Raw genomic sequence first — 22,691 nt, forward strand, 5'->3', positions numbered from 1 at the left:
TCTTTTTTTACGCTTCCTTTTCAGCCTCTCTTTCAGCTTTCCCTTCAGCTCTCTTTTAATGTTTTATTAAGCTTCGATTTTTATACTAAGCCTCTACTTCAGAGGAGGCTTATTCCATTATGATTATCAGAGATGTAACATCCGCTTTACGGGGAACTGATGGCGGGCAAGTGCCGGTACAAGAGGCACACCTACCGAAGCAGGGCGTTCCCCTCTTTGTCGGTATTCTATTTGCGGCCTTGATCTCAGTCTTAACCCAAAATATTGTCTTTTGGCGCGGCGTGAGTGAGAGCTTGATTCTCGATTCCGCTTGGAGCGGATTTTTTCTCTTCTCCCTCTTTCTGACCTTATGGTGCCTTACAACGATTCTCTACTCGCTCCTCTTATGGGGGCGCTTACGGTTGCCACTGCTCTTTCTGATCTTTCTCTTCTCAACGCTCTTTAATTACTACTCCTACTACTATCAGATCTATATGGATCGCGATATGTTGATCAATATTATTGAGACCAATAGTGGCGAGGTGGTAAATCTGATTAGCCTGAAACTCTTCATCTGGCTACTTGTTGGCGCAGGCCTCCCTTTTTTAGTGGTTTGGAAGTTACCGATACGTCGGACAAAGGTGGGAAGCTCTCTTCTTCAACGAATACTCTTAATTGGGCTCGCACTGCTACTGCTATTAGGTAGTGCAGCGCTCTTTTATAAGGATTATGCCTCCTATTTTCGCAATAATAGACCACTTTTAAAGCTAACAATGCCCTTTAGCTATATCTCAAGTGGACTCTCTTATACTCGGAAGGTCTATGCTGATAATCTCCCTTTTCAGAAGATTGGGGAAGATGCTTCTCTTGCGAGACATCCAGATTCAGAGCAGGGCAAGCGCCTCTTTATTTTGGTGGTCGGTGAGACAGCACGGAGTAAAAACTTCTCCCTCAATGGTTATCAGAAGGAGACCAATCCGCTTCTCTCTCAAGAGCCCAATTTGGTGAGCTTTAAAGATGTCTCCGCTTGTGGGACCGCTACCGCGATCTCTGTTCCTTGTATGTTCTCCCGTTTAACAAGGGAAAATTTTGATAAAGTGCGCGCGAGTAAGGAGGAGAATCTTCTCGATATCTTACAACGAGCGGGCTATCAATTACTCTGGCGAGAGAATGATAATGGCTGTAAAGGCGTTTGTGATCGCATTCCGACTCAATATGTTGAGGAGTATCTCGATCTGCCAAAATCGGTGACCGGTTTCTATTATGACCAATATCTTTTAACGGGATTGGAGGATTATATCGCCGCGCAAAGTGATCATGATGAGAATTTGGTGATTGTTCTGCATATGAATGGCAGTCACGGGCCAACTTACTATCAGCGTTATCCAGAGCAGTTTCGACAATTTACCCCGAGTTGCGATACCAATAAGATAGAGACCTGTGATCAAGTTGCCTTAGAGAATGTCTATGATAATACGATCCTCTATACAGATTATGTTTTAGCGGAGACTATTGCCCTTTTGAAGCGTTTTTCCGGCGAATATGAGACGGCGATGCTCTATCTTTCGGATCATGGTGAATCTTTAGGGGAGAATCGATTCTATCTCCATGGCGCGCCCTATGCGATTGCCCCGATGGAGCAGAAGCAGGTGCCAATGATCTTTTGGGCCGACTCCAACTTTTACCAAAAACAACAATTATCCCAAGCATGCTTGCAGCAGATGGCAGAAGAGGCGGCATTGTCACAAGATAATCTCTTCCACTCCCTTCTTGGCTTGCTCTCGGTAGAGACGGCAGTTTATGATGAATCGATGAATCTCTTTAAAGGATGCCAAATATTATGAAGCTATTAATTGTCGAGGATGATCCACTCTTAAAACAAGGGTTAGAGCGCGCCTTACTTAAGGAGGATTATGTGGTCGATAGTGCAGAAACGCTCAAGGAGGCAAGAGCCTTTTTAGCGGTTGAAGAGAGTCACTATAGCGCTATTTTGCTCGATTTGGGGCTTCCTGATGGAGATGGATTAACACTTCTTTCAGATCTTCGTCAGCGGGAGAATCAGCTTCCCATTCTCATTATCACAGCGCGAGATACGGTCGATGATCGGGTGATCGGTCTAGATGCTGGTGCGGATGATTATCTTCTAAAACCCTTTGCCTTAGCAGAGCTCTATGCGCGTCTCCGGGCGATTATTCGACGCCATTGTGGGGTTGCTAATAATCAGTTGGAGATTGCCGATTTTCAGCTCGATCTGACGCAGAAAGAGATCCGTTTAAAAGGGGATATTCTCGATCTGACGGTTCGCGAATATCTGATTCTCTCCCGTCTTCTTTTAAAGTATGGCCAGGTTGTTGCGCGAGAATTTCTGCAACAGGATCTCTACTCTTGGCAGGATCAATTAGGTTCAAACACATTAGAGGTCTATATCCATCGATTGCGACAGAAGGTGGGGAGGGAGCGCATAGAGACGGTGCGCGGTTTTGGTTATCAATTGATCGATGAGACTCGAGGATAGTATGGGGATCAAGCGCAGATTATTTTTGGCATTAACGGGGATCATCTTAATTTCAGGGTTAACAATTATCGCATTGGTGGCTTATGAAGTAGGGGAGCAGATTGAGATCTTAACCGATCATGGTTTAAGTGATGCGGAGAAGGTTGATGCGATGCGGCATGAAGCTAAAGAGATCTTAATCGCGCTGACGCTCTTTATTATTCTGATTTTGATCGGTGCGCTCTTATCGATTCGTTATGTAACGCAGCGGTTACTCATTCCATTTGAAAGGTTGAGTGAGGAGCTCTCGCAGCGAAGCTCTCTTAATTTAACACCGATTGAGTTACCAACGCCATCGACAGAGATGGCGATGATGGTATTGAAGGTGAATCAGCTTTTGCAAAATATCGGGCAGCGGATTGAGTATGAGAAGGCTTTTTCTGCCGATGTTGCTCATGAGTTACGAACGCCCCTTGCCGGCATGCGGCTAACATTAGAGTTGATGGAAGAGCAACCTGAGACGCAGCTTTTGATCAATCGTATCGATGATCTTCTAATTACGATCGAGCGTCTGCTCCAATTCTCTCGAGCAAGTTATCAGCTTCGTCTAGAAAATGTTGCAGAATTTGATCTGATTCAGACGGTGATCGAGCCTCTATTAGCGGAGTATCAACCTCACTTTCCTCATCCTCTAAAGGTGAGTGTGCCGGCGAGATTAATGATGCGAGGTGATGCGAGTCTGATCTATCTTCTTTTAAAGAATCTGCTCGATAATATTCGCTTCTATGCCGCCGATGGGGAGTATAGTGAGATCATCGCTCGCGCAGAGAATGGCGATATTCTTTTGGAGGTAAAAGATCGCGGACCGGGGATTCCTCGAGAGGAGAAAGAGCGGCTCAAGGCGCGTTTTCATCGAGCAGATCGATCACGGCAAGGTTTTGGCTTAGGACTTCATATTGTAGAGAAGATAGTTTTAGCTCATCATGGTGAGATCCGCTTTTTAGAGCGAGATGATCACTTATCAGGTTTACAGATTCGTATCCTCTTTCCACAATAGGCGGTGGGGATCGCTATGAATTTGTGGATCTGTTTATTCGTTGAGAAAAAAAGCTGAACTGTTGCCGGATCTTACGATCGCGCTCTTCCAGCGATTGTGTGCCGGCAAAGGGCGATCTTTACGATATCGTTTTGGAGTTGAGAGCACCCATCTGCGGGCATGCAGTGGTAAAAAGAGTGCAATAATCGGTTCCCGCAGCTCCATGAGTCATCTTATTTGTTGAGATTAACAGAGGCTGAACGATTGCCGGATCTTACGATCGCGCTCTTCCATCGATTGCATGCCGGCAAAGGGCGATCTTTACGACATCGTTTTGGAGTTGAGAGCACCCATCTGCGGGCAGGCAGTGGTAAAAAGAGTGCAATAGTGGGTTCCCGCGGCTCCATGAGTCATCTTATTTGTTGAGATTAACAGAGGCTGAACGATTGCCGGATCTTACGATCGCGCTCTTCCAGCGATTGTGTGCCGGCAAAGGGCGATCTTTACGACATCGTTTTGGAGTTGAGAGCACCCATCTGCGGGCATGCAGTGGTAAAAAGAGTGCAATAGTGGGTTCCCGCGGCTCTACTGACTCTCTTACTCTTTAAACTCCTCTTTTGAGATAAAAAAAGCCTAGTCATAAGACTAGGCCAAAGTAAGTAGGTATTTAAAGGAGGAATAAAATACCGTAACTCTAATATGGGGATGATTATTCCTTTTCAAAGAGCGGTGTTGAAAGATATTTTTCACCACTATCAGGAAGAATCACTACAATTTTTTTATCCTCATTTCCCGGACGAAGGGCAACTGAGAGCGCCGCTTTCATTGCAGCACTTGCAGAGATTCCAATTAATAGACCTTCTGTCGCTGCGACCTCTTTAGCAAGTTCAAATGCGCCACTATCGGAGATGGTAATAACTTCATCATAGATCGCTGTATCGAGCGTATCAGGGATAAATCCGGCACCAATTCCTTGGATTTTATGGGGACCTGCTTCTCCTTTTGAAAGAACAGGTGAAGACTCTGGCTCTACCGCAATGATTTGAATATTAGGATTTTGCTTTTTAAGATAGCGACCTAAACCGGTAATGGTGCCTCCGGTGCCGATGCCGGCGATTACAATATCAACCGTGCCATCAGTATCTTCCCAAATCTCAGGGCCGGTAGTCTCTTCATGAACTTTTGGGTTTGCCGGGTTAACAAATTGCCCTAAAATAACGCCCCCTTCAATCTCTTTTGTAAGCTCATCAGCCTTAGCAATCGCTCCTTTCATCCCTTTAACACCCTCGGTGAGCACTAACTCGGCACCATATGCCTTAAGCAGATTGCGGCGCTCGATACTCATTGTTTCCGGCATTGTTAAGATGATACGATACCCCTTTGCCGCAGCAACAGAAGCAAGCCCGATTCCGGTATTACCACTTGTCGGTTCAATAATGACCGCACCCGGTTTTAAGATGCCCGCTTTTTCAGCCGTGTCGATCATCGCATATGCGATACGATCCTTAACGCTTCCAGCAGGATTGAGATACTCTAATTTCCCAATGATCGGCGTTTTTAAACCTTTCGATTTTGAAAAACGGTTAAATGCTAAAAGTGGGGTATGGCCGATAAGATCAGTTAAACTTTCATAAATTTTTGTCATCTTCTCTTCTCCTTGAGACAATCAATGGTTGCTTATAAGGTGCTTGTAGATGCAGATCGCGCTTATAAAAGAAAACTGCTATTGACGAATGATAAGCATACCATTATTATATGTTTACTCTATATCCTGTAGAGTATCAGGATCTGGAAATAGTTGTCAATTAATATTGTATTGAGGAGTTTCTATGAAGTTATCTGCAAAATCGCGTTATGCTTTAGCATCGCTTGTGAAGATGGCACTCGTCCATGAGTCTCAGCCTGTCACAACAGTTTTAGAAATTGCTGAAGATTTAGAGATTTCCAAAATCTATCTTGAGCGAATCTTCTCAGAGCTCCGTCGCGGTGAGGTTGTCGGTTCGATTAAAGGTGCGCAGGGTGGATATTACCTAATGCGCCCACCGAAAGAGATCACACTTTACGATATTTTAAATAGTGTTGAGCCAGCGCTCTTTACAGAGAATGATTCAACGGTTGAAGCAACGGCGCACAATATTGAACGCGCCCTTATTGAACAGGTTTATCGCCCGATGAGTGATGGATTGATGAAGATTTTAACCAATATTAAGTTATCCGATATCGCCTTAGAAGCACAGGAGGAAGAGGGTAACTATATGTATTATCTCTAACCTCGGTATCGAAAATGCCAATCTGCGGGCATGCAGTGGTGACAAGAGTGCAATAGTAGACTCTCGCAGCTTACAAACCTTCTTAGAGGTTATTCATAAAAAATGCGCCCTGTAAGGCGCATTTCTCTTTTTATGATTTTTAAAATCGACTAACCAATAATCGCATGTGGATAGAAGCGAGAGAGATCCTGAGTGATACGAGAGTGATCTTCTCGAATGTTGAGTCCACAAGCACTATCGCCCACAACCCAACTGCCGACAACAACATGATTACCATCAAAAACAGGGAGTGGTTCATAGGCTTGAATAATTGAGCCTTCAATACCGTAAGGGCCATCAGCACTCTCTAATACTTGACCTTCTGTAATGATCTCCACATTTGCCCCTTCTCGAGAGAAGAGCGGTTTTTTAACGTAGCTACTTAAGGTTTTAGCCTTGGGGTCATCGGCAAAATAGGTCGGAAGCAGGTATTGATGATCGGGGAACATCTCCCACAATAGTGGTAGGAGAGCCTTGTTAGAGAGAATCGCTTTCCAACCTGGCTCAAGCCAGAGCGTTTTGTTCATATCGAGATAACTCGCAAAATCCTCGCCTAACATAAACTCCCAAGGATAGAGTTTGAAGATCGCTCTAATCGGATCATCCTCTAAATCGGTATATTCCAGTTCACTATTAATTCCGATCTCTTCAATATAGAGAAATTGGGTCGCTAATCCCGCTTCTTGCGCACAATCTTCAAGGTACTCCACAGTGCCTCGATCCTCTTCAGAATCTTGACAGCAACTAAAGTGAAGAAGTTCAACCTGATGATAAGCGCGAAGTTCAGAAAATCGCGAGATCAATTGCTCCTGAATACTATTGAATTGATCCGCTACCATAGGGAGGTTCTTCGCTTCGATCTGATCTTCTAACCAGAGCCATTGGAAGAAAGCGCTCTCATAGAGTGAGGTCGGCGTATCGGCATTATATTCTAAAAGCTTAAGACGCCCAGCGCCATCGTAAGCAAAATCGAAGCGGCCATAGAGTGACGGCGCATTCTGTTCCCAAGAGTCACGAATAAAGCGCCAACTTTGTGGTGGAATCTGAAATCTTTCTAGTAATTTCTCACTTTTAACGACTCGCTCCACCGCTTTGAGCGCCATCTGATGAAGCTCTTCTGTCGCCGATTCGATCAGCTCAATCTCTTTAAGCCCAAATTGGTAGTAGAAATCTTCACACCAATAGCGTTCGCCATACATGGTGTGGAAATTGAAACCAAACTCTTCAGCCTGCTGTTGCCAATGGGGGCGTTCAGTAATGGGAATGCGTTTCATCGCTTAGCCACCTACGCTACGGCGGGTATTTGTTCCCGATGCTGATTTTGCCGGCGCCATATTCTGTTTGGAGACCATCTGTCCAAAGCCACCTCGGCGTAGGGTCTGTCCTGCTTTTCCAGGTCTTAAATCGGTAGGATTGACTTTAAACTTTGTTCCGGGTTTTACGTTGCCAAAATTTTTACCGCTTGAATCGAAGAATTGCCCTTTATTAGGACCTGCTTGAGGGGAGTAGAGCGGCTTATGGGCATTAAATCCACCCATCATCTTACCAAAGAGGAAACCAGCCATTAATGGCATCCAGAAGCTACCGCTCGATTGAGCGCTATTTTGTTCCTGATTTAAAGGTGCAGCTTGGCAGCCGGCTTCGCCAAACTCAGCGATACAATCTTCTCTTGTTGCAAAGCGGGGAGCGGTATCGATCGCTTCCTGTTGCGCTTGGGCGAAAGTTGTTTCACAAAGTGCTTTCGCATCAGGATTGTAACGCACACACTCTTCGACGTTTCGATACATGGAGACCTCCTCCTGTTGCGCTGTATTATCATTACAAGCGGCGAGGAAGAGCGCAGAGGCGATAATTACTGCAAGGGGTTTGAGGCGAAGTGATCGCTTTTTACGAAATCGATCAAGATTAACAGTTGTAGTACGTTTACGCATTTTTGCTCCTAAAATCTGGTTATTGAGATCACTCAATCAATGGATACGAATTCAATTTCAGTATCTATTTCAATATCGACTATTTCAATCTCTATTTGAATATCGTTTCTATTTTACCCAATTTTATGGGGAATAACTCGATATATAGTGATTTTTAATAATATTGGGAGTTAAAGAAGGATATCTTCTATCACTCACTATTTCGTCAACTATTTCGCCAACTATTTTATTAGAAGAAAAAAGGGGCTGAACGCTGCCGGACTTTACCATCGCGTTCTTCCAGAGATTAGGCGCCGGCAGATAGTGATCTTCCCATCACCGGCAAATATCCTTACTTTAAGGATCGATATCGACCTGGTATCACCGATGCCTGCTGACAAGTATGGATCAGAGAAAAGAATGAAATAGTCGGTTCTTACCGTTCGATAAATCTTTTTAGGAACTGATTATTAAAACAAAAAAAAAGCTGATGAGTTGCTGGGAATTACCTCTGCATGCTTCCACAAATCTCATGCCGGCAAGAGGCAATCTCAACTATTTTCTTAAAAGAAAAAGGATGTTGAGGAGTGTTACACTAAGAACTTGAGCGAATCCCCAAATGAGCGTAAGGAGTTACAGCGATGCCTCAAGGTGAAAAATTTAATATCTATAGTCATTTAATCGGAACCCTATTAGCGCTAGGTGGCATGTCATTTATTATTGTCTATGCAAGTCTCTACAATGATGCATGGAAAATTGTGAGTGTCTCGATCTATGGCGCGGCATTAGTTTTACTCTATCTTACTTCAACGATCTACCATCTTCTTCAGCCGGGGCCAAGAAAGGAGCTCTTTCAGGTCTTAGATCATTGTGCGATCTATCTCTTAATTGCGGCAAGTTATACCCCTTATACATTGGTGACATTAGGGGGCGGTTGGGGCTGGTCTCTTTTTGGTGTTTCATGGGGATTAGCGGCGATAGGGATTATTCAGGAGATCTTGATTGGTCGCCGGACGCAGGTCTTTTCTTTGACGATCTATCTTGTGATGGGTTGGTTAATAGTGATTGCGGCAAAACCGCTTTCGCTCGCGCTCTCATCAGAAGGGCTTTTCTGGCTAATTGCCGGCGGGGTTGTTTATACCCTTGGGGTGATCTTCTTTCTGTTAGATGAAAAGGTGAAGCATGCTCATGGCATTTGGCACCTTTTTGTGATCGGCGGAAGTGCCTGTCAGTACTTTAGTATCCTCTTCTATGTTGAGTAGTCGAAGTCATCAATCTACGGGCATGCAGTGGTGAAAAGAGTGCAATCGTTGGCTCCCGCGACTCGAGGAGTTTTCTTATTCATTGAGATAATTGGAGCTGATGAGTTGCCGGATATCACCGTTGCGCTCTTCCACAAATTGCGCGCCGGCAAGTGGCAATCTTAACAATATCGTTTTGGAGTTGAGAGCCCCATCTGCGGGCATGCAGTGGTGAAAAGAGTGCAATCGTTGGCTCCCGCGGATCGAGGAGTTTTCTTGATTCATTGAGATAATGGAAGCTGAATGATTGCCGGATCTTACTGCCGCATACTTTCATAGATTGCGTGCTGGCAAGTGGTGATCTCAATTGCTAGTAATGATCGATACTTTTATGATCATCAGCAGGCGATGGGTCTCCACCGCTTCGCTGATTGATCTATTTTATATGCGCTTAAATCATGTTGTCCTATTGATTAGAATCTTCTTCCCACGCTAAGGGCAGGTTATAGCCGGGGAATCGCTCTTGACTATATGCTTTAAAACCATTGGAGTTGATAATCTCTACAATCTCTGTGGCCCAAGGCGCGTTGAGGTTCTTCTCGTGGACGACGACCCAGTTAACAAAGTATTTACTCGGCTCAATGGTGAGCGCTTCGGTAAAGTGAATGCCGGCATCGAGAGCAAAGTTACCATTGATAATGGCATAGTCGAGATCATCTCGCGCACGAGTCATCTGTGCTGCTTCAATCTCCTTAATCTCTAATTGATAGGGGTTTTTCGTGATATCACGCTTTTCAATACGGAAAGGATCGGCAATATCATCGCGCAATTCAATCCAGCCTAAATTTTCTAAGATCCAGAGCCCCCGAGAAAAGTTGGTCACATTAGAGGGAATCCCCACGGAAGATCCCACCTCAATTTCATCGAGCGAGCGCTTCTTCCCAGCGTAGAGACCATAAGGTGCGGTAGGAACCTGAACGAGAGGAGCAAGATGACCATTACGAACACGATTAAACTCCTCCATATAGGGTTGATGCTGGAAGATATTGAGGTGAAGCGCTCCCTCTTCGACACTCACATTAGGGATAATAATATCGGTAATCTCTGTTAGCTCTACTTGATAGCCCGATTTCTGTAATTCAGGAGCAAGATACTCACGAACGATATCGCCAAAGTCGCCGGGAGAGGTTCCGATTTTGATTCGATTCTCCCCCGCTTGTGCCGTTGAGGCATCATCAGAACAGGCGGTAAGAAGAAGTGGGGTTGCTAAAAGTAGTAGCTGCGCGCCACGCTTAAGAGTCTGCCAGAAAGAGGGTTTTAATCCTCTCTTCAGAGGGGAAGTGGTGAGAGTGAGGGTATCTATATTTAATTTCATCTTATTCTCCTAGTTCGGAGCCGAGAAGGTGTTCGCTTAGCTGTTGTGCCCGCAAGCTTCTCCAAATCGGCATTTTTTGTAATGAGTGAGTCTCTATTAGTGAGTTTCTCTTAGTTAATATCTATTTTTTATTAAGCGCTGATAGTGCTTATAAAGAGGGGTATTAATATCACTATCACTATCAGCGATCTCTTCTTTCTCTATTGCTCGCTATTCATCGATAGAGATATCGGCATAGAAGCGCGCGGCAACATCAGGGTGGGAGCGTAAGCGTCCCTTTAAGAAATTTTTCCCAATCTGAGTAAAGAGCGGATTTTTAGGATCTTGAGTAATCGCAAAACGTTTTCCTTGCAATGCTTCTGGCAATGTTAAAAGGGGAACAGTGGCATCGAGCTGTGAGGTTAAAAAGTAGGCGAGAGAGTAGCGATCTTGCCCAACAGGGGAGGGCAGTACGCGATGGAGGGTCGCTTTAAGATATCCCTGAGAGGCGATCTCGAGGAGCTCACCAATATTGACAACAAAGGTCCCTTCGATCGGCTCAGCTAAGACCCATTCATCATCTTTCAATACCTCTAATCCCGCTTGATCTTCCTGCTGAACAAAGGTGATATAGCCAGAATCTTTGTGGGGGCCGACACCTTGTTCACCTCCTATGCCAGGATAGTGGATCGCTTTGGAGAGAACAGAGGGTTTATGGGCATAAGTGGGCGCAAAGATCGCTTCGTCCTGACCTAACGCGAGGGCAAAAGCGGAGATCATCGATTTTGCTAATTCTGTCTGCCGCTCTTGAAGTTCAATAAAGGTAGGGCGTAACCCCGGAAGAGAAGCGGGCCATTGATTAGGCCCTTGGAGCCGTAACCAGGGTTGATCCTCAGGGATCTTATCGAGTGGAATTGCTTCATACTCCGGCATAAAGTCAAATTGCTCACGACTATCGGGCTTTTCGCGAGTAATCTCATCATGAATGTTGGTATAACCCCGAAAATGGGGGGAGTTTGACATATGAATCGCTAACTTCTCCTCTAAGGGGAGGGCGAAGAATTCTTTGGCGAGTCGCTGTGCTCTTTCAATCAATTCTTGTGGGATATTGTGATTTTTAAGATAGAAGAAGCCGATCTCATGAGCGGCATAGCGAAGCGATTCTAAAAAAGCTCCTCTCTCCTGCCCACCTGCAAGAAATTGGTGGTAATCGAGAATAGGAAGTTGAGGATTCTCTAATGACATAAATTTTCTCCTTGTGATTATCAGGTTTTTAGCATGACGCTATTGCGGTAAATAGCGCGAGCGATCTGTGATTCCATCGGTAGATGGTTCTGTTTTGATCTGATTTGCCTGCGTGCTACAAGGTTTCTTACAAGGTTTCTATTTAAGGATCTCTATTTTAGGAGAATCACTCTTAAGAGGAACGCTTTAGCTGGTTATGCCCGCAAGCTGTTATCAAATCGGCATTGCATATATGTATAGACTGTATTGAATCAAATTGCAAATAAAGTGCAAATAAATTGCAAATAATATTGTCATTAATTGTCACACTCGTTTGTGAGCAGTATAGTGTTTTGATCCTGTTTTATCGGTTTTACCCGCTTGCTTTCAATCGTTTTAGTTGCATTGTTCACTATATGATTGAGGATGGTTGTGTGTGGTTGTGGAATTCCTGTTAGATTATTTTTGAGGTTAAATTTTTAGTATGACAACGATTACCAATATCGAAGATCTTCGCGTGCTTGCAAAGAGACGTGTTCCCAAAATGTTTTATGACTATGTCGATTCAGGCTCGTGGACAGAATCGACCTATCGTGCAAATGAATCTGACTTTCAGAAGATTAAGTTAGTGCAGAAAGTTGCGCGTAATATGGAGAATCGCCGATTAGAGCGCAATCTTCTTGGGATTTCGATGTCGATGCCACTGTCGATTGCACCGACGGGGCTTGTGGGCATGGTTCATCCTGATGGTGAGATTCTTGCCGCAAGAGCTGCTGCTCGATTTGGTATTCGCTACACATTGTCGACAATGAGTATCGCCTCCTTAGAAGATATCAAAAATGAGGTGGGTGAACCTTTCTGGTTTCAACTCTATGTGATGCGTGATCGTGACTTTATGCAGCGCCTTATCGATCGTGCAAAACGAGCAGGGTGTGATGCCTTAGTGATTACCCTCGATCTGCAGATGATTGGGCAACGCCATAAGGATCTTAAAAATGGTCTCTCTGTTCCACCTAAACCGACTCTTCGAAACTGGTTAAACCTCCTAACTAAACAGCGCTGGTGCTGGAATATGTTGAAGACGAAACGACGTCAATTTGGCAATATTGTTGGCCATGTTGAAGGAATTGATGATCCCAGTTCGCTCGCCTCCTGGACCAATCAGCAATTTGATCCTACCCTCAATTGGGATGATATCGCCTGGATCAAAGAGATGTGGGGCGGCAAAATTATTCTCAAAGGTATCTTAGATGCAGAAGATGCCAAGCTCGCTCATCAAGTGGGCGCCGATGCGATTGTTGTGAGTAATCACGGTGGCCGCCAATTAGATGGTGCGCTCTCCTCCATTGCTGTTCTTCCGTCGATTGTTGAAGCGCTTGCCGGCACTTCTACCGAGATTATTCTCGATAGCGGTATTCGTTCAGGGCAAGACCTTCTTAAAGCGGTTGCATTAGGGGCGAATGCTGGCATGATCGGTCGTGCTTATCTCTATGGTTTAGGTGCTATGGGAGAAGAAGGGGTCACAAAAGCATTGGAGTTGATCCGTAATGAATTTGAGACCAGTATGGCCTTCTGCGGTGAAACCGATGTAGATCATGTCGGTCGCCATATTTTGGTTCCTTCCACGATTCCAGATCCTTTTCGTTAAATTTCTGTAGTCTCTCTTTTAATGTTTCACATGAAACCCAATCGGTCAGGAGTCGTAAATCGTCTCAATCTGGTAAAGCGCAACTAACAAGAGCGCTTAAGATTACGCTACCCCGATTGCCGGATCGGGGCGTAATCCCAAGGTGTGGCAGATGGCATAGGTCAGCTCTGAGCGATTGAGGGTATAGAAGTGGAAGTCTTGAATCCCCTCTTTACGGAGAAATCTCACCATATCGATGGCGATACTCGCACCCACAAGGCTTCGTGTTGTGGGGTCACTCTCTAAGCCTTCATAACGTTTATGGAGCCAAGAGGGGATTTTGACATTTAAAGGACCGGCAAACTTGATCAATGATTCATAGTTAGAGACAGGGAGAATACCGGGAACGATCTCAGCTTCAATTCCTACGGCAACGCAACGATCTCTAAAGCGGAGAAAGGCATCGATATCGAAGAAGAATTGGGTAATCGCTAAATTCGCTCCGGCATCGATTTTACGCTTAAGATGGAGAAGATCAGCCTGTGCATTTTTTGCTTCGGGTGAATTTCAGGATAGGCGGCTACCGAGATATCAAAGTCGTGACGTTTTTTGAGTAGTTTGACTAGACTATCAGCATAGATACCTGGGTTTTCTGTACCCTTAGGGAGATCTCCGCGCAGTGCCAAAATATGGCGAATGCCAAGATCCCAATAGTTATCGGCGATCTGATTGAGCTCCTCTTCCGATGTATCGACGCAGGTGAGATGGGGAACGGCGGTGAGATCCGTTTTATGGACAATATCTTCAATCACTCGGTGGGTACGATCCCGTGTTGACGCATTCGCACCATAGGTGACGGAGACAAATTGGGGTTTTAAGACCTTAAGCCGTTCGATGGAGTTCCAAAGAGTGGTGACCATCTGTTCGCTATTGGGGGGAAAGAACTCAAAGGAGACATTGACATCATTCTGAAGTTCAAAAAGGCTCTGGTTTAATAGCTCAACATATTGCGCACTCATTTTTTTATCCTCTGTCGATTAGTGGTTATTGGGGGGTGATTCGGTGACTGAATGGTCTTTCCATTTTCGAACTGGCATAAAAAAAGCCAGCACTCTTTCTCATCAAGTGTTGGCATTACGCAAACTTATCTTTCGATCCTATCCATAGATAGGTCGAAGGAATTGGCACCTTAATTTTCATCAGGTTGCCGGGCATCACAGGGCCTTTCCCTCCGCCACTCTTGATAAGATCTTGGTATTGAAGATGGTTTCTTCTATTACCGTGTTCTCATCACTATAGAGGAATTGATCGATAAAAAGCAAATTTAAAAGTAAGTTTCCAATAAGTTTCTAATAAATTTTTAACAAGATCTTAATATTTTCTTAATTTTATGGTGGAAACCTGGCGTTTTATATCCCTCTTTATCTCTCTTTATCCCTCTTTTTTCACTATTTTAAGTTTTTGTTTTGCTATTTGTAAATTTTGAGTGATATAGTAAAAGTGTAGTTCTTATTAAGAGAGATGGAGGGAATTGGCCCAATGAAGTCTCAGCACCAATCTTTTTGTGCTAAGTCCAACAGATCGATGAGTCTGGCAGATAAGAAGCATTAATCAGTTAATGATGCTCTTCTTGTACCCAGGAAGAGCTTTTTTTATACCAGAAGTCTCAGGACAACAAAGGGAGTCACTATGATGAAAAAAGGTCTATTAACCGTAGCACTTTCCGCTCTTTTTTTAGCAGGATGTCAGACAGCAGGGAGCTCTATTGAGTTAGAAGAGGTTGTGGCAACACCGCAGTTAGAGGCAGCCATCAAAAAATTCACGAATGAGGCTGCGCCGAGCTATGCTGTCGCTTATGCTGATCTTAACCAAGATGGCATCGATGATGGTTTAGTCCTTCTTGAGGGGGAAGAGTGGTGTGGAACAGGAGGCTGTACACTGCTTGTCTTTGAAGGTTTAGCGGATGGACGTTACAAATTAGCATCAAAATCGACCGTTGCGAATGCCCCGATTTATGTCTTAGAAGCACGTTCAAATGGTTGGTCTGATCTCTCCGTTTATAGTAAAGGAAAAGGGCAGGTCGTGATGAAGTGGGGCGGATCAAATTATCCTGCTAACCCATCATTACAGCCCACATTAATTATCGATAGTAAGGCTGTGAAGCCCGTTATCTCTGGAAAGATCGATATTCCTGATTAATGTGTGATCGCTATCTATCCGTAGATTCTATCCGCTATAGCGCTTGATCTGTTGCGCTATAGCAGTTGATCTCGTATAGGCTTATCTTAATAGAGAAGTGCTAATGGCAGATTCGGTCTGCGGTTAGCGCTTTTTTATGGCCGATTCTATGATGGTCGATTCTATTTTCTCCTCCTTCCTCTCTATCAGAACGACTATCAGAATGATTATTAGACCGACTCAAGATGGCGATTAGAGCGGCGTTTTTTTAAGTGCGCTACAAGTTAAGATCGCCTCAAGAGTTAGCATTGTGAACTCAATCTCTATGAAAGAGGGGGTTGAGGAATTTATTGCGCATGCAAAATTGGCCAAAAAATATGGCGCAGCTATTGTTGTGATGGCATTTGATGAAGATGGGCAGGCGGATAACTTAGCGCGCCGGATTGAGATCTGTTCAAAAGCGTATGACATTTTAGTCAATGAGATTCATTTCCCGGCAGAAGATATTATCTTCGACCCCAACGTCTTTGCCATTGCTACCGGTATCTCTGAGCATAATCGTTACGGGTTAGATTTCCTTGAAGCAACAGAATGGATCCGGAAGAATTTACCCTATGTCCATATCTCTGGCGGAATCTCGAATGTCTCCTTCTCCTTTAGGGGAAACAATTTAGTCCGAGAGGCGATTCATGCTGTCTTTCTCTACCATGCGATTGCTCGCGGTTTATCGATGGGTATTGTTAATGCAGGGCAACTTGCGATCTATGAAGATATTCCGCAAGAGCTACGTGATGGGATTGAAGATGTTCTCTTCGACAGAGATCCGGGCGCAAGTGAGCGTCTTTTAGAGCTTGCACAGAAGTATCAAGGGGAGGGGGCTGCGCGAAAAGAGGAGAATCTTGAATGGCGTGAGTTGCCGGTCGGTGAGCGTTTAACCTATGCATTAGTCAATGGTGTTGATAGCTATATCGAAGAGGATACTGAGCTTGCACGACAAAGCTTTTCTCGGCCTATAGAGGTGATTGAAGGCCCCTTAATGATCGGTATGAATGTGGTGGGAGATCTCTTTGGTGAAGGAAAGATGTTTCTGCCACAGGTGGTGAAATCAGCGCGGGTGATGAAGCGTGCGGTAGCTTACTTAATTCCCTTTATTGAGGAAGAGAAGAAAAAGTTTGGCGATATGAGTCAGTCAAATGGCAAAATCTTGATGGCAACGGTCAAAGGGGATGTTCACGATATTGGGAAGAATATTGTCGGCGTTGTGTTGCAGTGTAATAACTTTGAGGTGATCGATATGGGGGTGATGGTTCCAACCCCGGCGATTATTGAGAAAGCACTTGAAGAGCAGGTGGATGTGATTGGACTCTCCGGTTTAATTACGCCTTCGCTTGAGGAGATGGTGGGTTTTGCTAAAGAGATGGAGCGGCGCGGCTTAGATATTCCCATCATGATTGGTGGGGCAACAACTTCGCTAGCGCATACGGCAGTTCGGATTGCACCACAATATAGCCATACCGTTGTTCATGTGCGTGATGCTTCCCGCTCTGTTGGAGTTGCGCAATCTCTCATTAGTCCAGAATTGCGTGAGCCATTTATGCAGGAGGTGAAGGAAGATTATGAAAAGCGCCGGATTGCCTATCTCGAGCGGCAGCGCGATATTAAGCTGATTCCCTTTAAAGCTGCGGTCGATAATAAGATGCAGCTCTCCTTCGATGCCATTGTTAAGCCGGCGAAGTTGGGAATTTATCAATTTGAAGTTCCATTAGAAGATCTTGTAGAGACGATCGATTGGACCCCCTTTTTCGCTTCCTGGCAATTGCGTGGGAAGTTCCCAAAATTATTAGAAGATGAAATTATTGGGGAAGAAGCGACAAAAGTCTATCAAGACGCAGAGAAGATGTTGGCAAAAATTCTCGAGGAGAAGTGGCTAACAGCGAAAGCTGTTGTCGGACTATTTCCTGCAAAAAATGCAGGTGAAAGTACAGTTTTATTTACAGATGATACTCGTACAGAAGAACTTGCACGTTTGCATCATCTGCGTCAACAGACAGAGCGACCCAATGAGATGCCGAATCGCTCTCTTGCTGATTTTATCGGTGAAGAGGATTATATCGGCGCATTTGCCTGTACGGCAGGTATCGGCATTGAACCCTATATTGAGGCATTTGAAGCTGATCATGATGATTACAGTGCGATTATGCTCAAAGCGCTTGCCGATCGTTTCGCAGAGAGTTTAGCGGAATATCTCCATAAATTGGTGCGGAAAGAGTATTGGGGCTATGCAAAGGAGGAAGCGCTAGATAATGAGGCATTGATTCGTGAGGAGTATCGCGGTATTCGTCCGGCGCCTGGTTACCCAGCTTGTCCTGAACATACGGAGAAAGCGACCTTATGGGAACTTCTCAGCCCCGATCAGCGGATCGGCCTAGAGATCACCGATAGTTTTGCGATGTATCCACAAGCGGCAGTGTCCGGCTGGTACTTTGCTCATCCTGAAGCGCACTATTTTGGTGTGGGTAAAATTGGTCGAGATCAGGTTGAAGATTATGCCAAACGAAAAGGTTGGGATCTGAAAGAGGCAGAAAAGTGGCTCGCCCCCAATTTGGGGTATGAGCCGGAAGAATAAAAGAAGTTTTATTTTTTTTGTTTGATGTATTGGATGAGCAGAGTTGTTGTTTCTTTTCTTTCAAAAGTCTTACGATCTAGAACATAGTCTATATTATGTGTTTTTAGGCACTCTTTAATTATGTTAAGACACTGCATAATTAAAGAGTTGCATTTTTCCTCATCAAGTAATTTTTTTTCAATTTTTTTACTAGCTTCTTCAGAGTGTCTATCAATTTTTTTATAGATTAAATTATGGTCACATAACAGATATTTTAAAAGCATCATTAAATGCCAGCGTGCTCTTCTTGCTTTTTTACCTTCTTCATTTGTTCTTATGAATCTATCAACTCTGTACCAAGCAAGTCCACTGACATAATAGGTATTTAGAAAAGCGAGATGATTATCTTGGAATAATGAACCTCGCGTACTTCTTTCAACCTTGCCGTATTGCCCTGAAACCTCATCTGGCAAATCTAAGAACATAGCAGAAGTTGATTTGATTTGGAGAGGAATAGTTATAATCTTTGTTTTCTGAACATTATCATCTCTAAATTGCTCGGTTCTCCTTTCATAGAATAGATCAAAATTATTAGATTTTTTCTTGGTTTCATAATATTGCTCAATGGCTTTTTGTATAGAACTTAGGGCCGCTAATTGTTCAGGTTTTAATGTAGTTTGACTATTAGTAGCTTTGATTATTGAAGACTTTGTTTCTTCATCTTCAGTCGCGATGAATCGAATAGGTAAATAAATATCTTCAGAATTATTATGGATATCATTTAATACTTCAAAAATCACATTACTTGTTTGGCAACCATTAACTATTTGATAGTTTTTTAAACTTAGCTCTTCCGAACTGAGGTTAATTTCGTCTGCAATTACAGTAATTCCATTGTTTAACATGCCAAATAGGTATGCTCTATCTCCTGTGATTTGTTCTTTCATCGTAGCATTCACCTCGATTTTTTCATCGGATCCTAGGTAATAACGAATATTATCATCAAAAATATGTCTTCTTAATACCTTGTTTCCATCGATATCTTCGGTCAGAATTTTAATAAACTCAGTTAATTGAATTAATCCATAGTAACCATTTTTTACTTTATTGCTTTGGTCTTTTGGATAAGCTAGTGGTGTTTTAGCCATTTTGATGACTACTTCTAATTCAGTATTCAGTTTAGAATTTAAAGTCATAATTTCTTGTATTCCTATAAAATTTATTTTTTTTATAGGTTCAAATAAATTTAAATCATTAATATCTTGTATGGATTGTCCTATTGTATGAGAAAGGTGAGGATCTTTAAGGTCTATGTTGTTGGCAGATAAGGTAATATAAAAGGTATTAAGTTTGGGTTGACCTTTAAATCTTGTTGCTTTGCTGAATATAAATTTTGCAATTTCCCAAAACTCTTGAAGTTCAAGTATGTTACATTTCACCGAAGAAAAATCAAAAAAGCGACGAATGGATGATAGGAAGTCAGTAATACTGTGCCGATCAAATTTAGGGGATGTTTTTGATTGTATGAAATAAAAGCTGACATCAAATTTTTTTACTTCATCTAATATATATTCGACATCTGAGATGCTCGTTATTAATTTATCAGCTACAAAGATTGCTATACCATCAATCCCAATAGCAGAACCTGTTTCCATGTCTAGATAAGAAGCATTTGGATCGTTACAATAGACAGACAATACTAAGTTATTTATGTAGTCTTCAAAGACTTTATGAGCATCTATTTCTCCATTTGATTCGATTTCATATTGCTTACTGAATTCTTCGACATAAGAGTTTATTATAGGATGCGAAATTGTTTTTTTGTTTGACATTTTTAGTTTCCTATGTAAGTCAATTATATTGAATAATGTAGAATATTGTTAACGATATACGGTTTCAATTAAATTTATGCGTATGCTAAAGCATCATTACTGATATAGCTAGTTTTTGGTTTATTCATAATATGAGTTACTAAGCCTCTGAAGCACTTTAATTTCGTGAAAATGCTTTTTATGATGTGTTGGTTTACATGATTAATTTTTATACTATTATTTATTTCTATTATGGATACTTATATAAATTTCATTTTTCAATAAATTGATTTTAAGGTCTTTTAAGATATATCCTCGATTGCCTTGTGAGTTTTCACAGGTATCTATAATCAAATGAGTTTTACTACTATTTTCATCGGCTTTTTAGCAGTTAGAATTTTTCGTTTCAGCTTTACTTTGGAATATAAACTATCTTAATTTACAACTTGATTCATCATTTAATATCTTTAAAAACAATATTATGTATTTCAAAGTAGTTTGGTAATATTGTTATGGATAGCCAGTTGTTAGAAGATATAAGATTCTGGTGAAAACATTTCTTAAATTAGGTTTGTAATAGATATTTCTAGAAAAATAGGTTTTAGTTTCAACCAAAACTTGTCATTAAGTAATGTTTGAAGCATAAGAATAGAGCGTTAGCATTTTTTTGGCGATTATATTTTATCATTCTCTATTTTTTTACTTCAAATGTTCAACAGCCCCTAATATTTCCTCCTCAACTTTTTTGATCTAAGATCGCAAATTTTGTCTAAATATTGCGCAGAGAATTCAGCAACCCTTTTAATACCATCATTAAAAGTGATGTAGTTAGGCATAAATAGGAGTTTTTCTCATTTATTCATCACAAAAAATGATCAATAGGGGGAGAAGGTATAGCGTTAGCTCTATTTGAGGCATTGAAAAGGAGCATTCTTGCACCTTAAAGGGAGGAGGCTTATACAGCAATGAGATTTTATATCTAATTAATATTTTTAATGAGATGCCCTAATTATAGAGAAAATATTAATTACAAATAGAAATCGAGCCTCGCTATCCTATTTTCAGATTAAGATTTTCAAGTTTTTAAACTTTATTGAATCTTATTGAATAATATCAGAGGCTTTTTTAGGGTTTGCGACTGATATTTCCAACAGATAGGTATTTGAATGAACTTCCCTAATGAGGAGCGATACCTTAGAAGCAATTCGTGGGTTCATTATCAGATATCTACCTAATAAGGAGATTTATGACAAACACGAAAAAACACCAACCGATGGAGTTGAGTGATATTACGATCGTTAAGAACGATCAATTTACCAAGGCAATTACCGCCGCTGCGCTCGGTAATGCCATTGAATGGTTTGATTTTGGGGTCTACGGCTTCTTAGCCTATGTGCTCGGAAAGGTCTTCTTTCCAGATGCTTCCCCTGGCGTACAGCTAGTGGCATCATTAGCCACCTTCTCCGTTCCCTTCTTAGTTCGCCCTATTGGTGGTGTATTCTTCGGGGTTTTAGGGGATAAATTTGGGCGAAAGAAGATTCTTGCTATCACCATTATCATTATGTCGGTGAGTACCTTTGCCATCGGTCTGATCCCCTCCTATGCCACTATTGGTATCTGGGCACCGATTCTGCTCTTAATTGCTAAATTAGCGCAAGGCTTCTCCGTAGGTGGCGAATATACGGGCGCGGCGATCTTTGTTGCGGAGTATGCTCCCGATAGTCGCCGTGGATTTTTAAGTAGCTGGCTCGATTTTGGTTCAATCTCGGGATTTGTTCTAGGTGCCGGTGTTGTCGTCTTGATCACAACGTTATTAGGAGATGCCCGTTTTGAGGAGTGGGGTTGGAGAATTCCCTTCTTTATTGCCGGACCTTTAGGAATTTTAGGCATGTATCTGCGCCATGCACTCGATGAGACGCCTACCTACTTAAAGCATAGTGAGAGTATTGAAGCGAAGCCGGTAGAGAAAGAATCTCTCTTAACCGTACTTCGTAATAATACAAAGAGTATTCTATTGAGTGTGGGGATCGTTATTTTAACTAACGTGACCTACTATATGTTGCTCACCTATATGCCGAGTTATCTCTCATTTAGTTTAGGCTATAGTGCGGACCATGGCGTCTTAATCATTATTGCTATTATGATCGGGATTCTCTTTGTCCAACCTATTGTTGGTCTATTGAGTGACCGTTTTGGTCGAAAAGTCTTTATTAAAATCGGTAGTGTCGGAATGTTGATTGGGGCGATTCCCGCCTTTTATCTTATCAATACCGGTAATGTGGGATTAATCTTTTTAGGTTTAGTCTTCCTAGCATTAATGTTGAGCTGTTTTACTGGGGTGATGGCCTCTATTTTACCGGCGATTTTCCCTACGAAGGTTCGCTATAGCGCGATGGCAACGGCGTTTAATATCTCTGTTTTAGTAGCAGGATTTACACCCACCCTAACGGCTTGGTTGATTGAGTTAACGAATAATCTCTATGTGCCGGCATTTTATCTAATGGTAACGGCCTTAGTGGGGATTATTCTCACGTTCAATATGAAAGAGACAGCAAATCGACCATTACGAGGTGAGACACCAATTGCATCGGATCGTAGCGAAGCTAGAGAGATTCTCCAAGCCCATTATGATCGCATTGAGAGTCGTATCGAGAGTATTGATGAAGAGATTGAGCGACTGCAGAAGCGTCGAGAGCGTCTTATCGATCAACATCCGGAGATCGATGGATAGATTCATACTTTCTGATGCTTTGATGTGGGGAGACTCCATCAAATAGAACCTCAATAAAAGTCCAATAAAAACCCCAAAGTTGAAGCATGATCACTTCTTCTTTGGGGTTTTTTATGTTCATTTTATAGAACTACACTTCTTGATTCATTGATTCATTGATTCATTGATTCATTGATTCATTGATTCATTGAT

At 42.6% G+C, this 22,691-nt stretch carries 18 protein-coding genes, 2 pseudogenes and 2 riboswitches; of the genes and pseudogenes, 12 read left to right on the top strand and 8 right to left on the bottom strand.

Going from position 1 to position 22,691, the window contains the following annotated elements:
* The first annotated feature begins 119 nt into the window (after positions 1-119).
* From DC077_RS08180 to DC077_RS10685, 6 genes are read left to right on the top strand one after another with little or no spacing between them, the layout of a single operon-like run.
* On the top strand, positions 120-1,823 hold the full coding sequence (locus tag DC077_RS08180; RefSeq protein WP_109217930.1) for a phosphoethanolamine transferase: 1,704 nt from the start codon (positions 120-122) through the stop codon (positions 1,821-1,823).
* Positions 1,820-2,494 carry a response regulator gene (locus DC077_RS08185; RefSeq protein WP_109202033.1) on the top strand — a complete coding sequence of 225 codons (675 nt, stop codon included), beginning with the start codon at positions 1,820-1,822 and terminating at the stop codon, positions 2,492-2,494. Before DC077_RS08180 ends, DC077_RS08185 begins: the two co-directional genes overlap by 4 nt.
* 1 nt (position 2,495) lies before the next feature.
* Positions 2,496-3,530, top strand: coding sequence for an ATP-binding protein (locus tag DC077_RS08190; protein ID WP_162297644.1), 1,035 nt, complete (start codon positions 2,496-2,498; stop codon positions 3,528-3,530).
* Positions 3,531-3,570: 40 nt separating this feature from the next.
* A complete protein-coding gene (locus tag DC077_RS10675) occupies positions 3,571-3,753 on the top strand; it encodes a hypothetical protein (protein WP_133243545.1) in 183 nt (60 codons plus the stop codon).
* Positions 3,747-3,935: a hypothetical protein gene (locus tag DC077_RS10680; protein ID WP_133243432.1), complete on the top strand. Its 189-nt coding sequence runs from the start codon at positions 3,747-3,749 to the stop codon at positions 3,933-3,935. Before DC077_RS10675 ends, DC077_RS10680 begins: the two co-directional genes overlap by 7 nt.
* Positions 3,929-4,117, top strand: coding sequence for a hypothetical protein (locus DC077_RS10685; protein WP_133243433.1), 189 nt, complete (start codon positions 3,929-3,931; stop codon positions 4,115-4,117). Before DC077_RS10680 ends, DC077_RS10685 begins: the two co-directional genes overlap by 7 nt.
* Positions 4,118-4,218: 101 nt before the next feature.
* On the opposite strand, the gene cysK is transcribed toward DC077_RS10685, so the two are convergent.
* Positions 4,219-5,154 (bottom strand): cysteine synthase A, encoded by a 936-nt coding sequence (gene cysK / locus DC077_RS08195; RefSeq protein WP_109202031.1) that lies wholly within the window; start codon positions 5,152-5,154, stop codon positions 4,219-4,221.
* A 184-nt stretch (positions 5,155-5,338) separates the two neighbouring features.
* Here cysK and DC077_RS08200 point away from each other — a divergent pair, with 184 nt between their 5' ends.
* Complete coding sequence (locus DC077_RS08200) at positions 5,339-5,779, top strand: RrF2 family transcriptional regulator (RefSeq protein WP_109202030.1); 441 nt, start codon at positions 5,339-5,341, stop codon at positions 5,777-5,779.
* Positions 5,780-5,928: 149 nt separating this feature from the next.
* Here the strand turns inward: DC077_RS08200 and DC077_RS08205 are convergent, their stop codons facing one another.
* Both DC077_RS08205 and DC077_RS08210 read right to left on the bottom strand, forming a co-directional pair.
* Positions 5,929-7,092: a glutathionylspermidine synthase family protein gene (locus DC077_RS08205; protein ID WP_109202029.1), complete on the bottom strand. Its 1,164-nt coding sequence runs from the start codon at positions 7,090-7,092 to the stop codon at positions 5,929-5,931.
* A gap of 3 nt (positions 7,093-7,095) precedes the next feature.
* Positions 7,096-7,749 (bottom strand): DUF1190 domain-containing protein, encoded by a 654-nt coding sequence (locus DC077_RS08210; RefSeq protein ID WP_109202028.1) that lies wholly within the window; start codon positions 7,747-7,749, stop codon positions 7,096-7,098.
* Between the two features lie 620 nt (positions 7,750-8,369).
* Here DC077_RS08210 and trhA point away from each other — a divergent pair.
* On the top strand, positions 8,370-8,990 hold the full coding sequence (trhA, locus tag DC077_RS08215; RefSeq protein ID WP_109202027.1) for a PAQR family membrane homeostasis protein TrhA: 621 nt from the start codon (positions 8,370-8,372) through the stop codon (positions 8,988-8,990).
* 75 nt (positions 8,991-9,065) lie between these two features.
* Here the strand turns inward: trhA and DC077_RS10880 are convergent, their stop codons facing one another.
* The 3 genes from DC077_RS10880 to DC077_RS08225 all read right to left on the bottom strand — a co-directional run bounded on the left by DC077_RS10880 (position 9,066) and on the right by DC077_RS08225 (position 11,568).
* Entirely contained in the window at positions 9,066-9,215 is a 150-nt protein-coding gene (locus DC077_RS10880) for a hypothetical protein (RefSeq protein ID WP_157953518.1), read from the bottom strand.
* Positions 9,216-9,435: 220 nt separating this feature from the next.
* Positions 9,436-10,344: a MetQ/NlpA family ABC transporter substrate-binding protein gene (locus DC077_RS08220; RefSeq protein ID WP_109217931.1), complete on the bottom strand. Its 909-nt coding sequence runs from the start codon at positions 10,342-10,344 to the stop codon at positions 9,436-9,438.
* Positions 10,345-10,554: 210 nt separating this feature from the next.
* On the bottom strand, positions 10,555-11,568 hold the full coding sequence (locus tag DC077_RS08225) for an isopenicillin N synthase family dioxygenase (protein WP_109217932.1): 1,014 nt from the start codon (positions 11,566-11,568) through the stop codon (positions 10,555-10,557).
* 463 nt (positions 11,569-12,031) lie between these two features.
* On the opposite strand from DC077_RS08225, the gene DC077_RS08230 reads away from it, so the two are divergent.
* Positions 12,032-13,195: an alpha-hydroxy acid oxidase gene (locus tag DC077_RS08230; protein ID WP_109202024.1), complete on the top strand. Its 1,164-nt coding sequence runs from the start codon at positions 12,032-12,034 to the stop codon at positions 13,193-13,195.
* Positions 13,196-13,297: 102 nt separating this feature from the next.
* Here the strand turns inward: DC077_RS08230 and metF are convergent.
* A pseudogene (metF, locus tag DC077_RS08235) lies at positions 13,298-14,193 on the bottom strand (methylenetetrahydrofolate reductase).
* Positions 14,194-14,315: 122 nt separating this feature from the next.
* Positions 14,316-14,424: riboswitch (SAM riboswitch) on the bottom strand.
* A gap of 256 nt (positions 14,425-14,680) precedes the next feature.
* A riboswitch (SAM riboswitch) is annotated at positions 14,681-14,778 on the top strand.
* Positions 14,779-14,863: 85 nt separating this feature from the next.
* Between metF and DC077_RS08240 the strand changes: the two are divergent.
* Positions 14,864-15,373 (top strand): hypothetical protein, encoded by a 510-nt coding sequence (locus DC077_RS08240; protein WP_109202023.1) that lies wholly within the window; start codon positions 14,864-14,866, stop codon positions 15,371-15,373.
* 286 nt (positions 15,374-15,659) lie between these two features.
* A pseudogene (locus DC077_RS08245) lies at positions 15,660-17,978 on the top strand (vitamin B12 dependent-methionine synthase activation domain-containing protein); the annotation flags it as partial.
* Between the two features lie 8 nt (positions 17,979-17,986).
* Here the strand turns inward: DC077_RS08245 and DC077_RS08250 are convergent.
* Positions 17,987-19,789, bottom strand: coding sequence for an AIPR family protein (locus DC077_RS08250; RefSeq protein ID WP_109217933.1), 1,803 nt, complete (start codon positions 19,787-19,789; stop codon positions 17,987-17,989).
* A 1,225-nt stretch (positions 19,790-21,014) separates the two neighbouring features.
* Between DC077_RS08250 and proP the strand changes: the two genes are divergently transcribed.
* Positions 21,015-22,499, top strand: a complete 1,485-nt coding sequence (proP, locus tag DC077_RS08255) for a glycine betaine/L-proline transporter ProP (RefSeq protein WP_109202022.1) — start codon at positions 21,015-21,017, stop codon at positions 22,497-22,499.
* Positions 22,500-22,691 lie beyond the last annotated feature (192 nt).

It is taken from the genome of Ignatzschineria cameli, assembly GCF_003121895.1.
In the GTDB taxonomy this organism is placed as follows: Bacteria; Pseudomonadota; Gammaproteobacteria; order Cardiobacteriales; family Wohlfahrtiimonadaceae; genus Ignatzschineria; species Ignatzschineria cameli.